The 13,391-nt window shown below is 74.0% G+C and carries 6 protein-coding genes and 1 tRNA gene; all 7 read right to left on the bottom strand.

Going from position 1 to position 13,391, the window contains the following annotated elements; all coding sequences use genetic code 11:
• Positions 1-6 precede the first annotated feature (6 nt).
• A tRNA-Thr gene (locus ABZ714_RS20535) sits at positions 7-80 on the bottom strand.
• 128 nt (positions 81-208) lie between these two features.
• The gene (locus ABZ714_RS20530) at positions 209-1,765 is read right to left on the bottom strand and encodes an alpha/beta hydrolase (RefSeq protein WP_358826697.1); all 1,557 of its coding nucleotides are present in this window, start codon (positions 1,763-1,765) and stop codon (positions 209-211) included.
• Between the two features lie 144 nt (positions 1,766-1,909).
• Entirely contained in the window at positions 1,910-3,115 is a 1,206-nt protein-coding gene (locus ABZ714_RS20525; RefSeq protein ID WP_358826696.1) for a DNA polymerase III subunit delta', read from the bottom strand.
• 193 nt (positions 3,116-3,308) lie between these two features.
• A complete protein-coding gene (tmk, locus tag ABZ714_RS20520; RefSeq protein ID WP_358826695.1) occupies positions 3,309-6,710 on the bottom strand; it encodes a dTMP kinase in 3,402 nt (1,133 codons plus the stop codon).
• Between the two features lie 482 nt (positions 6,711-7,192).
• Positions 7,193-10,039, bottom strand: a complete 2,847-nt coding sequence (gene topA / locus ABZ714_RS20515) for a type I DNA topoisomerase (RefSeq protein ID WP_358826694.1) — start codon at positions 10,037-10,039, stop codon at positions 7,193-7,195.
• A 585-nt stretch (positions 10,040-10,624) separates the two neighbouring features.
• Complete coding sequence (locus ABZ714_RS20510) at positions 10,625-10,822, bottom strand: hypothetical protein (protein ID WP_358826693.1); 198 nt, start codon at positions 10,820-10,822, stop codon at positions 10,625-10,627.
• 797 nt (positions 10,823-11,619) lie between these two features.
• Entirely contained in the window at positions 11,620-13,161 is a 1,542-nt protein-coding gene (locus ABZ714_RS20505) for a methyltransferase (RefSeq protein WP_358826692.1), read from the bottom strand.
• Positions 13,162-13,391: the final 230 nt, after the last annotated feature.

The following is a 13,391-nucleotide window of genomic DNA, read 5'->3' as shown; positions in this document are numbered from 1 at the left end:
TGACTGAGCCGCCTTCGGGATTCGAACCCGAGACCTACGCATTACGAGTGCGTTGCTCTGGCCAACTGAGCTAAGGCGGCAAGCCGCGACGGCGCAGTGCGCCCCGCAGGAGAACACTGGCATCAGCAGCGGTGCTGAGTCTACAGGGTTCCGGTGGGTGCCCCGGACCATCCCGGCTCCGACCTGGGAGGACAGGCGGGGGCGGGGGTCAGCGGCAGCGTTTGCCGTCCTTGGGGGCCTGGCCTTCGAGGAGGTAGGTGTTGATCGCCGTGTCCACGCAGTCGCTGCCTCGGCCGTAAGCCGTGTGGCCGTCGCCGTCGTAGGTCAGGAGGCGGCCGGAGGAGAGCTGGGACGCGAGGGCGCGGGACCACTTGTAGGGGGTCGCCGGGTCGCGGGTGGTGCCGACGACCAGGATCGGGGGGGCTCCGTCGGCGGTGACGCGGTGGGGGGTGCCGGTGGCGGGGGTGGGCCAGTAGGTGCAGTTCAGGGCCGCCCAGGCGAAGTTCCGGCCGAAGACCGGCGAGACTCGTTCGAAGTCGGGGAGCGCCGCGTGCATCTCCGCCTCGCGGGAGAAGGCGGGCGGGGCGTCCAGGCAGTTCACGGCCGCGTTGGCGAACATCAGATTCGAGTACGTGCCGTCCGGGTCCCGCTCGTAGTAGGCGTCGGCGAGGGTCAGCAGGCCCTCGCCCCGGCCGTCCATCGCGGCGGAGAGCGCCGTACGGAGCTGGGGCCAGGCCGCTTCGTCGTACATCGCGGCCAGAACGCCCGTGGTCGCCAGGGATTCGCCCAGCTCACGGCTCTGGCCGGTGGGGACGGGGCGCTGGTCGAGGTCCGTGAAGAACTTCTTCAGGCGCTGTCCGGCGGCCGTCACCGAGGTACGGCCGAGGGGGCAGTCCTCGCGTGCCACGCAGTCCTCGGCGAACGACCGGAACGCCGTCTCGAAGCCCTCCGTCTGGTCCAGGTTGAGCTGCCGGGCCGAGAGCGACGGGTCCATCGCCCCGTCCAGGACCAGCCGACCGGTGCGGGCCGGGAAGAGTTCGGCGTAGGTCGCGCCGAGGAAGGTGCCGTAGGAGGCGCCGACGTACGTCAGCCTCGTATCGCCCAGGGCCGCCCGGAAGATATCCATGTCACGGGCCGTGTTGGCGGTGGAGACATGCGGCAGGACCTTGCCGGACTTCTTCTCGCAGCCGGCCGCGAAGTTCTTCAGGGCCGTGTGGAACGCCGACGCGTCCAGTGCCGTGTCCGGGGTCTGGTCGACCTGGGTGTGGGCGTCCATCGCCTTGCCGTCGAGGCATTCCACCGGCTCGCTCCGGGCCACGCCCCGCGGGTCCATCGCCACCATGTCGTAGCGGGCGCGGACGGGCGCGGGGTAGCCGAGGGCCGCGTAGGACTGGAGGAAGCCGACCGCCGAGCCGCCCGGGCCGCCCGGGTTGACGTGCAGGGAGCCGAGGCGGGAGCCGGGGCCCGTGGCCTTCTTGCGGGCCACGGCCAGCTCGATCTTCTCGCCGCCGGGCGCGTCGTAGTCGAGGGGGGCTTCGAGGGTGGCGCACTGGAAGCCGGAGGTGCCGCACTTCCGCCAGGACAGCTTCTGGCCGTAGAACGGCTTCAGCTCCGCCGACGGCGACGACTTCGCCCCCTGCCCCGACCCTCCGGCCGGGGCCGCCGACGCTCTGTCGCCGGTGCCCGAGCCGGTGCAGCCGGAGAGCAACAGGCCCGTGGCTGCCAGCGCGAGAGCGGAACTGCGGAGCAAACGGCGATGGTCCATTCCCGGAGCCTAGGCGACGAACCTCTCGTATCGGGCCCTCGCGCCGCCGCCGTACGGCTCGTAAGGGTGAATCACGGCGGGAGTGGCCGGACAAGGGAGCGAGGGGCGGTATGTCCGGGGACACGGGGTCCGCAGCGGGGCCCGTCAGCCCGCTCTGAGCGACATCGTCATCGCCTCCACCGCCAGCAGCGGCGCCACATTCGCCCCCAGCGCCTCCCGGCACGACAGGACCGCCTCGATCCTGCGCAGGGTGGCCTCGGGCGTGGAGTCACGGGCGATCCGGTCGAGGGCGTCCCGGACGTCCGTGTTCGCGAGGGCGAGACCGCTGCCGAGCTGGAGCGCCAGGACATCCCGGTAGAAACCCGTCAGATCGCTCAGTGCCAGATCGAGGCTGTCCCGCTGCGTCCGGGTCCGGCGCTTCTTCTGCCGGTCCTCCAGTTCCTTCATCGCCGAGGCCGTGCCGCGCGGCATCCGGCCGCCCTGGGCGGCGCCGAGCGCGGCCCTCAGCTCCTCGGTCTCCCTGGTCTCGACCTCGTCGGCGACCTGCTTGGCGTCCTCCGCCGCCGCGTCGATCAGTTCCTGGGCCGCCTTGAGGGCACCTCCGACGTCCGCGACCCGCAACGGGAGTTTCAGTACGGTCGCCCGGCGCGCCCTGGCCCCCTGGTCGGTGGCCAGTCTGCGGGCCCGGTCGATATGGCCCTGGGTGGCCCGGGCCGCCGCCCGCGCGGCGTCGGGCTCGATACCGTCCCGCCGGACGAGGATGTCGGCGACCGCGTCGACCGGCGGCGTCCGCAGCGTCAGATGGCGGCAGCGGGAGCGGATCGTCGGCAGCACGTCCTCCTGAGAGGGCGCGCAGAGCAGCCAGACCGTCCGGGGCGCGGGCTCCTCCACGGCCTTCAGCAGCACATTGCCCGCGCCTTCGGTGAGCCGGTCGGCGTCCTCCAGGACGATCACCTGCCAGCGGCCGCCGGCCGGGGAGAGCTGGGCCCGGCGGACCAGCTCCCGCGTCCCCTTGACCCCGATGGAGAGGAGGTCCGTACGGACGATCTCCACATCGGCATGCGTCCCGACCAGGGTCGTATGGCAGCCGTCGCAGAATCCGCAGCCCGGAACGCCGCCGAGCGCCCGGTCGGGGCTGACGCAGTGCAGCGCCGCCGCGAAGGACCGGGCCGCGGTGGCCAGGCCGGAGCCGGGGGGGCCGGTGAACAGCCAGGCATGCGTCATCTTGGACGCCTCCGGCGGAGCCGTGCCCTCCGCTTCGGCGGTCACCCGCGCGTCGGCGTCCCGCGCGGCGGTCGTGAGCTGCTCCGCCACCCGGTCCTGACCGACGAGGTCGTCCCATACCGTCATACGTCACCCCCTCCTTCCCAGCCCGCGGCAACGGACACGATCATGCCCGCGGCGCCGGTCCCGGGGGGTGGTCCGGAACCGTGCCGCGTGGTTCTCATTGTGGCGGGTGGGTGTGACAACGCGGGAACGCGCACGTCAGCGGCGGAGTGGGGCAGGGGCGTACGGCTCCGGGGCCGTACGCCCGCCGTACCGCTCAGCGCCTGCCGCGCGGACTGCCCTTGCCGCCCTTGCCGCCGCGCCCGCCGGGCTCGTCACCGTCGTCCCGGTGCCCCCCGAAGAGCTCGTCGGCGAGCGTCGGCAGATCGTCCATCGGCGTCTCCTCCGCCCAGTCGGGACGGCGTCGGCCGCCCTGCGCTTCGGCCGCCGCGCCGGAGCCGCCATCACCCGGGTCGACCAGCGGAAGCTCCCGCGTACGGTCGTTCGGTCCGACCTCGCCGGAACCGGCACCAGTACTTGTGCCGTCGTTCCCGTCGCTGCCGTCGCCGTCGTCCTTGCGGAAGATGTCCTGCGGTACGCGGTCGGCGGGCGAGTCCCCCCGTACGGGCGGAAGTACGGCGGTCTCCTCCGCGTCCCGGACCGGCGGCAGCACCGCCGTCTCGTCGGCGTCCCGGACCGGCGGCAGCACCGCCGTCTCGTCCGTGCTCAGGACCACCCGCCCCGTCACATGCCCTTCCGGCAGCGGCGCGACCTGCGGGATCTCATGCGTCTCGTCGTCCGGCCGGACGATCGGCGTCGGTACGGTCACCTCGTTCGCCGAAACCGCGTCCGAAGCCGATGCCGCGTCCGAAGCCGCATCCGACGGCGGCACCGGAAGCTCCGTCGTCCGGGTCTCCGCCCGGCGCCTGGCCTCCTCCGCCGCCTGCTCCTCGGCCCGCCGCCGCGCGTCCTCCTCGGCCTTCGCCGCCGCCGCGCGGACCGCCTCGGCCTCCGCCAGCAGCCGCGCGGCCTCCAGCTCGGCCGCCTGCCGGGCCTGCTCGGCCTTGATCAGCGCCTCTTCCGCCTTGCGCTGCTTCTCCAGCCGCCGCTCCTCGGCCTCGGCCCGCAGCCGGGCCTGCTCCTCGGCGAGTTTGCGGAGCCGTTCCTGCTCCTCGCGGTGGGCCTTCTCCTCGGCCTCCCGCCTGCGGCGCTCCTCCTCCGCGAGGCGACGGGCCTCCTCGGCGCGCTGCCGCGCCTCCTCCGCCTGCCGTTCGGCCTCGCGCTGCCGCGCGGCCTCCTCCTCGGCCTGGCGCCGCGCCTCCTCCTCGGCGCGCAGCCGGGCGAGCTGTTCCTGCCGCTCGCGCTCCAGCCGCTCCTCCTCGGCCTTGCGGGCGGCCTCTTCCTCCGCCTTCCGCCGGGCCTCTTCCTCGGCCGCCCTGCGGGCCTCTTCGCGGGCCTTGATCTCGGCCTCGGAGAGGGGCAGCATCCGGTCGAGCCGGTGTCGTACGACAGTGGTGACGGCCTCGGGCTCCTGGCCCGCGTCCACGACCACGTACCGCCCCGGGTCGGCGGCGGCCAGCGTCAGGAACCCGGCCCTGACCCGCTGATGGAACTCGACCGGCTCCGACTCCAGCCGGTCCGGCGCCTCGGTGAACCGCTCGCGCGCGGTCTCCGGCGCCACGTCCAGCAGCACCGTCAGATGCGGAACGAGTCCGTCCGTCGCCCAGCGGGAGATCCGGGCGATCTCCGTCGGCGCCAGATCGCGCCCGGCGCCCTGGTAGGCGACCGACGAGTCGATATACCGGTCGGTGATCACGACCGCGCCCCGTTCGAGGGCGGGCCGGACCACGGAACCGATGTGCTCGGCGCGGTCGGCGGCGTACAGCAGCGCCTCGGCGCGGCTGGTCAGACCGGCCGACGAGACGTCGAGCAGGATGGAGCGGAGCCGCTTGCCGACGGGCGTGGCGCCCGGTTCGCGGGTGACGACGACCTCGTGGCCCTTGGCCCGGATCCAGGTGGCGAGCGCCTCGACCTGGGTGGACTTCCCGGCCCCGTCGCCGCCCTCGACGGCGATGAAGAAACCGGTCGGCGAAACGGCCTGCTTCGGGTCGGCGCCGCGCCGCAGCGCGTCCCCGATGTCCCGGCGCAGCGGTACGCCGGACCGGTCGTCGCCCTTGGCGAGGACGACCGCGGCGACCGGCAGCAGCAGCGCGCCCGCCAGCATCAGTGTGAACGCGGCGCCGCCGTGTGCGAAGACGACATCGCCGCCCGCGAGCCGGTGCGGTCCGATGGCCGCGGCCACCAGGGGCGCCACCAGCGCGCCCAGGCCGATCGCGACCCGGGCGACGGCCTGGAGATGGTCCGTCATCCGGGCCCGCCGGGGCTCCTCGGTCTCCTGGTCGATCAGGGCGTGGCCGGTGGCGGCGGTGACCCCGGCCGCGTATCCGGCGGTCAGGGCGAGGAAGAGGACGGTCGCCGTGTCCGGCACCAGGCCCATCGCCAGCAGCGCGACACCGGTGACGGCGACGGCGATGGCGAGCAGCCGGCGCCGGGAGAGCGCGGGCAGTACGCCCCGCGCGGTCCTGATGCCGAGACCCGTACCGCCGGTCAGGGCGAGGACCAGCAGCGCGTAGGCGGCGGGGCCGCCGCCGAGGTCGTAGGCGTGGAGTACGGAGACGGCGACGGTGGCCGCGATCGCGGCGGCGACGGCCGCGCAGGCGAGGACGAACAGCGGTACGGCCCCGGTCCTGCCCTTGTCGGTGACCCGTCCGCCGTCCGGGCTTCCGGCCGCGAGCGGCCTGCGCAGCCCCTCCAGCGGGGAGCGCGGCCGGGGCGTCCGGCCGCCCGGCAGCTCGACGGCCCAGAGCACCGAGGCGGACGCGGCGAAGAGCCCGGCTGCGACATACGAGCCGAGGGCGGCCTGATGGGTCTCGAACCAGTCGGAGCCCAGGCCGATCAGTTCACCGGCGAGTACGGCGGCCAGCAGTACGGCGGCGCCGACCGGGATCACCGCGAAAGAGGTACGGAGCCACAGCCCGCGCAGCGCGTCGAGATGGTCCGGCAGCGGGCGGACGGCCGCGCCCTCGGGCGGCGGCGCGGGGAGCAGGGCGGGCGCGGCGCCGTCCCGCGCCACGGTCCAGCAGCGTTCCGCGCCGCCGGTGACGAAGACGGTCACCAGGAGGAGCAGGGTCGCGTTCGCGGGGGTCCAGTCGATCCACAGCGGCGCGACGATCAGCAGGGCGAGCCGGAGCCCGTCCGCGCCAAGCATGGTCCAGCGCCGGTCGAGCGGGCCCGGGGGCGTGGTGAGCTTGGTCAGCGGGCCGAGGAGTACGGCCCCGAACAGGACCGTGCTGAGGGCCCGTGCGCCGAGCACGGCGGCCACGGCGAAGGCCGCGCCCCGGTATCCGTCGCCGAAGGTGCCGTCGGAGATCGCCGCCTGAAGGGTCAGCAGAACGAGGACGAGGAGGGCCACGGCGTCCGCGACACCGCCCGCGATCTGTGCGTGCCACAGCCGTCGCAGCGACGGGATTCTCAGCAGGGCGCGCAGGGCGCGCTCCCGGGAGTCGGCGGCGAGTGCGTCGTCGGCGCCGGTGGGGTGTACTGCGGTCGAGCCCTCGGCAGTCTCTGAGTCGGCGCTCTCGACCGCCTTCGGCTCGGCTGGCTGCTCGGCTCGCGTCATCCGCCCAGCCTAGCCGGACAGCCACCGCCCCCGGAGTCGCGCCCGAACAGATGACCGCCCGGCGTGCCGCGCGGTCGAACCGTCCGATACGGGGTGTACGTCCCCGCTCACGCGGCGCGAAGGGCGAAGGGCCACGGGCGGGGAAGGGGGAGGGGCGCGGGGAGGGGCGCGGGGAGGGGCGCGGGGGCGCGGGAGCTGCGCGGCAAATCACCGATAGCGCGCGGGCCGCGGCTCCTCCGAAGGGCCCGTGCCGAATCTCCCGGAGGCCGGAGCCGCCGCGGAGAGGTTCAGGGGCCGCCACCGGGAGCGGTCGGCGCGGAGGTCCGTACGGGACGGGCGAGGGCGGCGAGGCGGAGTACCCGTACGGTACGGATCACCACAGCGCCGGAGCCCCGTACCGGACGGACCCCCGAAGCCCCCGGCCCCGTACATGCCGAAGGCCCGCGCCCCCCACCGGGGACACGGGCCTTCGGACATCACCGCTACTCGTCCGCCGACGTCTTCGACGCCGCCGTCTTCTTCGCGGTGGCCGTGGTCTTCTTCGCCGCCGTCTTCTTCGCGGCCGTCTTCTTGGCCACCGTCTTCTTCGCGACGGTCTTCTTGGCCGCGGTCTTCTTGACGGCCTTCTTCGCCGTCTTCTTCGCGGGCCCCTTCGCCCGCTTCTCCGCCAGCAGCTCGTAACCCCGCTCCGGCGTGATCGTCTCGACGCTGTCGCCGGTCCGCAGGGTCGCGTTGGTCTCGCCGTCGGTGACGTACGGGCCGAACCGGCCGTCCTTCACCACGACCGGCCGCTCGCTCACCGGGTCGGTCCCCAGCTCCTTCAGCGGGGGCTTGGCGGCGGCCCGGCCCCGCTGCTTGGGCTGGGCGTAGATCGCCAGCGCCTGCTCGAGGGTGATGGTGAAGAGCTGCTCCTCGGTCTCCAGCGACCGGGAGTCGGTGCCCTTCTTCAAATAGGGGCCGTACCGGCCGTTCTGCGCGGTGATCTCCACGCCTTCGCCGTCCGTCCCGACCACCCGCGGCAGCGACATCAGCCGCAGGGCGTCCTCCAGGGTGACCGTGTCGGGCGACATGGTCTTGAAGAGGGACGCGGTCCGCGGCTTCACCGCGTTCTTGCCGGTCTTCGGGGTGCCCTCGGGGAGGACCTCGGTGACATAGGGGCCGTAGCGGCCCGCCTTGGCGACGATCTCGTGGCCGGAGACGGGGTCCTTGCCCAGGGCGAAGTCACCGCTCGGCTTGGCCAGCAGCTCCTCCGCGTGCTCCGGGGTCAGCTCGTCGGGCGCCAGGTCTTCGGGGACGTCGGCCCGCTGGTGGCCCTCCTCGCCCTTCTCGCCGCGTTCGACATAGGGCCCGTAGCGGCCGACGCGGAGCACGATGCCCTCGCCGACGGGGAAGCTGGAGATCTCCCGGGCGTCGATCGCGCCCAGGTCCGTGACCAGGGCCTTCAGCCCGCCCAGGTGGTCGCCGTCGCCGTTGCCCGCGTCCGCGGCGGAGCCCTCGGCGGCCGCCGCGCCGCCGGCCGCCGCGCCCTCGCCGAAGTAGAAACGCTTCAGCCACGGCACCGCCTGGGCCTCGCCGCGGGCGATGCAGTCGAGGTCGTCCTCCATCTTGGCGGTGAAGTCGTAGTCGACCAGCCGGCCGAAGTGCTTCTCCAGCAGATTGACCACGGCGAAGGAGAGGAAGGACGGGACGAGCGCCGTGCCCTTCTTGAAGACATAGCCGCGGTCGAGGATGGTGCCGATGATCGAGGCGTACGTGGACGGCCGCCCGATCTCGCGCTCCTCCAGCTCCTTGACCAGCGACGCCTCGGTGTAACGGGCGGGCGGCTTGGTGGCGTGGCCGTCGACGGTGATCTCGTCGGCGCGCAGCGCGTCGCCCTCGCCGACCTGCGGCAGCCGCCGTTCGCGGTCGTCCAGCTCGGCGTTCGGGTCGTCGGCGCCCTCGACGTACGCCTTCATGAAGCCGTGGAAGGTGATCGTCTTGCCGGAGGCGGTGAACTCGGCGTCCCGGCCGTCGGAGGCCGTGCCCGCGATCCGGACGGTGACCGAGTTGCCGACCGCGTCCTTCATCTGGGAGGCGACGGTCCGCTTCCAGATCAGCTCGTAGAGCCGGAACTGGTCGCCGCTGAGGCCGGTCTCGGCCGGGGTGCGGAAACGATCACCCGAAGGACGGATCGCCTCGTGCGCCTCCTGGGCGTTCTTCACCTTGCCCGCGTACGTCCGCGGCCGGTCGGGCAGATAGTCGGCCCCGTACAACTGCGTGACCTGCGCCCGGGCCGCGGCGACCGCGGTGTCGGAGAGCGTCGTGGAGTCCGTACGCATATAGGTGATGAAGCCGTTCTCGTACAGCTTCTGGGCGACCTGCATCGTCGCCTTCGCGCCGAAGCCGAGCTTCCGGGACGCCTCCTGCTGGAGGGTCGTGGTCCGGAAGGGGGCGTACGGGGAGCGGCGGTACGGCTTCGACTCCACCGAGCGCACCGCGAACGCGGCGTTCTCCAGCGCGGCGGCCAGCGCCCGCGCGTTCGCCTCGTCCAGGTGGAGCACCTGACCGGCGGAGGCGGACTTGAGCTGCCCGTCGGAGCCGAAGTCCCGGCCCTGGGCGACCCGGCGGCCGTCGACCGAGGCCAGCCGGGCGGTCAGGGACGACGGGTCCGAGGCGTCGCCGGTCCGGCCGGTGGCGAAGGTGCCGGTCAGATCCCAGTACTCGGCGGAGCGGAAAGCGATCCGCTCCCGCTCCCGCTCGACGACCAGCCGGGTCGCCACGGACTGCACCCGGCCCGCCGACAGCTTCGGCATGACCTTCTTCCACAGCACGGGGGAGACCTCGTAGCCGTAGAGCCGGTCGAGGATCCGGCGGGTCTCCTGCGCGTCGACCATCCGCTGGTTCAGCTCGCGCGGATTGGCCACGGCGGCGCGGATCGCGTCCTTGGTGATCTCGTGGAAGACCATCCGGTGGACCGGGACCTTGGGCTTGAGGACTTCGAGGAGATGCCAGGCGATGGCCTCGCCCTCGCGGTCCTCATCGGTGGCGAGGAAGAGTTCGTCGCTCTGGGCGAGCTGCTCCTTGAGCTTCCTGACCTGGGCCTTCTTATCGGCATTGACGACATAGACCGGCTGGAAGTCGTGCTCGACGTCGACACCGAGGCGACGGACCTCGCCGGTGTACTTCTCGGGCACCTCCGCGGCGCCGTTGGGGAGGTCGCGGATGTGCCCGACGCTCGCCTCGACGACATAGCCGGGGCCGAGGTAGCCCTTGATCGTCTTCGCCTTGGCAGGCGACTCGACGATCACGAGTCGGCGACCGCCCTGTGCGGTCTCGCTGGTCGGGGACAACGTGGTTCTTCTCTCCGGTCGTCGCGCGGTGGGCGGGTCCGGGCCCACCGCGTGCTGGGCCCGCCGCGTCTTCGGCGTGTTCGGTCTTCGTCTTGGGGTGGAGCGGTGGAACGTATGCGGTTCACGGCCCCGGGTTGGGACCGGGCCGGCGGCGCGGGCGCGGTGTGGCGCGGCGCGCTGGTGCCGTCGCTGCGGAGTGTGACGGTACAACCCGCCCCCGTGTCAAACGGCGAAAGCCCGCAACGGCCACTCGAACGGTAACCCGAGACCGGCGGTTCCTGCCGCCCGGACCGGTACGCCGGTGGGCTGGATCCCTCCGGCGGGCCCGGGGGCGGATCCGGCCCGGCCCCTGATGGGGACATGTTCACACGGGTGATTCCGGCGGGCGCGGCGACGGGCGGGACGGGGACGGGATCCGGCCCGGGCGGGGCCGGGGCGATCCGGTCGGGACGGGTCCGGGCGGTCGGGGCGGGGTGGGGGTGGGGGTGGGGTGGTCCGGCGGCGGGTGAGAGGGGAGAGGGCCGCCCGGGGGCAGCGGCGGGTCCGGGTCGGGTCCGGCGCGGGGCCGCCCGGGTCGGCTCCGGGTCAGATCCGGGTGAGGCACCACAGTCCGAGGCCGAGGCAGACCGCCCCGGCGAGGGCCGTGACCGCGGCGGCCCTGACGGGGCTCACGCCTGCGGCGACGGGAGACCGGTGGGCCGTCCGTACCCCTGTCCAGACCAGCAGTGCCGCCCCGAACAGCCCGAATGCCAACGCCGCGAAGATCGCCGGACCGCTTTCCATGCCCGCTTCCCGCCCTTTCGTCACCCTTTCGAGGCCGTCTGCGCCCTGGGGCGTCCGGCGCCGGGGCCGTTACCGGACGCTCGGGTCCGGGGCCGTATCGGACTCCCGAGGCTGGCAGCTCCGAGCGGCGGAGTCGCGAATTCCGGGTGAACGGCCCGGGGGTTCACCCGCGTGGCCCCGCCATGCGTCCACGGGCCGGGACCGGGCGGGGCCGGGCCGGGACCGGGGCGGGATTCGGGGCCGGATTCGGAGCGGGATCGAGTCGGGCCCGGGCGCGGCGGTACGTACGGAACAGGGGTCCGGACCCCGAGCCGAGGCATCGGGTTCGCGTCGGTGCCGTCTACACAGAACGGAGTACGGGTCACGGCGCCGACCGGTCGACCCGCCGCCTACCGGACGGCCGGACCGCCGAACGCAGGTCCTTACGACAGAACAAGGCTCGCGGGCAAGGCCGCCACGCCGGTGCGGCACGGGGTACGACCCGTTGCCTCACGGATCACTCGCATGTGACGGCCATCGAATTTTGGCCGATTCGCCGTCCCCGGCCCGGGGTGTACGCCCGCCCGAAAGCACCGGCCCAGCCCCGGAACGGCCCCTGAAGGGCCTCGGGGACGGAGCCGGACGCCTGGCCGAGTCGCGGCCCTCGCCACGGCCGCGCCCGGAGAGCCGGGCCGGGACTCGGGACGGGCGCCGCGCCGACGCCCTCCGGGCCCGGCGGACCGAAGTACCGGCCCGTCAGGACCCGGCGAGGCGGAGTACCGGCGCCCCAGGGACCCGAAGGGCTGAAGTCCGGCGCCCTAGTGACCCCGTACATCCAGCGGCTCCAGGAACCCCTCCCCCACCAGCGCCCGCAGCGCCGCCGGGGTGCGGTCCCGCAGCAGCACCGGGTCCTCGCCCAGGAGCTGGGCGATGGCGTCGAGGATCCGGCCGGCCGCGAGCGTCCCGTCACAGGCGCCCGCGAACCCCGCGCCCACCGTGTCGACCCTGGTCGCCCGGCGCATCCCGCGGTTCTGCCGCAGCACCACGTGCTCGGGATCCTCCGCGCCCGGCGGCCCGACCTGCTCCTGGACGACCTCCGGCGCGAGCACGAAGTGATCGGCGAGGAGCGCCGCGTCGTCGTACGTCCGCAGATAGTCCTGGCGGGCGAAGTGCGCCACGACCGTGTCGCCGAGCGGCTGCTCCACCGGATGCGGCCACTCCTCCACCACCACCGACGGCCGGTCCGCGCCCGACTTGCGCAGGGTGATCCAGCCGAAGCCGACCGCCTTGGTGCGCCGCGCCTCGAACTCGTCGAGCCACTCCTCGTACCGCGCGGCGTACCGCCCGGGGTCCCCCCGGTGGTCGCCGCTGTCCCGCAGCCACAGCTCGGCGTACTGCGTCACGTCCTGCACCTCGCGCTGGACGATCCACGCGTCGCAGCCCGCGGGGACCCAGGAGCGGACCCGGTCCTGCCACTCCTCGCCCTCGACGTGCTGCCAGTTGGCCAGGAACTGGGCGTACCCCCCGTCGTTCAGCCGCTCCCCCGCCTGCCGGACCAGCGTGCGGCAGAGGTCGTCGCCGCCCATTCCGCCGTCCCGGTACGTCAGCCGGGCGCCGGGCGAGATCACGAACGGCGGGTTGGAGACGATCAGGTCGTACGCCGCCCCGGCCGGGACCGGCTCGAAGAGGGAGCCCTCCAGCAGCTCGGCCTCCGGCATGCCCGACAGGGCGAGGGTGAGCCGGGTGAAGGCGAGGGCCCGCGGGTTGAGGTCGGTGGCGGTGACCCGGGTGGCGTGGCGGGCGGCGTGCAGCGCCTGGATGCCGGAGCCGGTGCCCAGGTCGAGGGCGGTGGCGACGGGGGTCCGTACGGTGATTCCGGCGAGGGTCGTGGAGGCGCCGCCGACGCCGAGGACGACGCCCTCGTCCTGGCCGCCCGCGCCCGCCGCGCCGCCGACCGCGCAGCCCAGGTCGGAGACGATGAACCAGTCCTCGCCCTCGGGGCCGCCGTAGGGCCGGACGTCCGCCGCGGCACGGACGGTCGCACCGCCGGAGCCCGCCGGGCCGTCGGAGACGAGCCAGCCGTCCGCCAGGCACTCGTCGAGGGGGAGAACGGCCCGGACCGCGTCGGCGGCGACGGAACCCTGGAGCAGGAAGAGCCGGACGAGGGCGTCCAGCGGGGTGTCACCGCGGGTGGCGCGCACGGCGGGCACCGTCTCGCTCCGGGCCAGGGCGGCATAGGCGGTGGCCCCCAGCCGGTCGAGCAGGCCGTCGGCGGTGAAGTCCGCGGCGACGAGCGCCTCACGGAGCCGGGCGGCGCGGTCGGGCGAGGGGATGGTCGGGGTGACACCGGTCGTACTCACCCGGCCATTGTCCCCGCCGCCACCGACAACCGCGGCCACCGGCGGGGCGCGGTGCGCCACGGGTGGCCGCGGTTCCCCGCCCGGCCCCGCGCGAAGGGCGTGGCCGGGCGAGGGATGCTCGATCAGCGGGGCGGACTAGGGCGTGTCTGACGGATCAGGCTGGATCAGCGAGCGGGGTCTGGTGCCGTGGATCGCAAGGCGGAGGAGGGAGTCCACGCGGTGGGGGTACG

Origin of the sequence: Streptomyces sp. NPDC006798, assembly GCF_040635975.1 — a bacterium.
Classification (GTDB): domain Bacteria; phylum Actinomycetota; class Actinomycetes; order Streptomycetales; family Streptomycetaceae; genus Streptomyces.
This window is presented reverse-complemented; position numbering and strand designations above follow the sequence as displayed.

Excerpts from the sequence above, each read along its gene's own strand:
- ABZ714_RS20530 (WP_358826697.1), bottom strand. The coding sequence starts at position 1,765 with ATGGACCATCGCCGTTTGCTCCGCAGTTCCGCTCTCGCGCTGGCAGCC.
- ABZ714_RS20525 (WP_358826696.1), bottom strand. The coding sequence starts at position 3,115 with ATGACGGTATGGGACGACCTCGTCGGTCAGGACCGGGTGGCGGAGCAG.
- tmk (WP_358826695.1), bottom strand. The coding sequence starts at position 6,710 with ATGACGCGAGCCGAGCAGCCAGCCGAGCCGAAGGCGGTCGAGAGCGCC.
- ABZ714_RS20510 (WP_358826693.1), bottom strand. The coding sequence starts at position 10,822 with ATGGAAAGCGGTCCGGCGATCTTCGCGGCGTTGGCATTCGGGCTGTTC.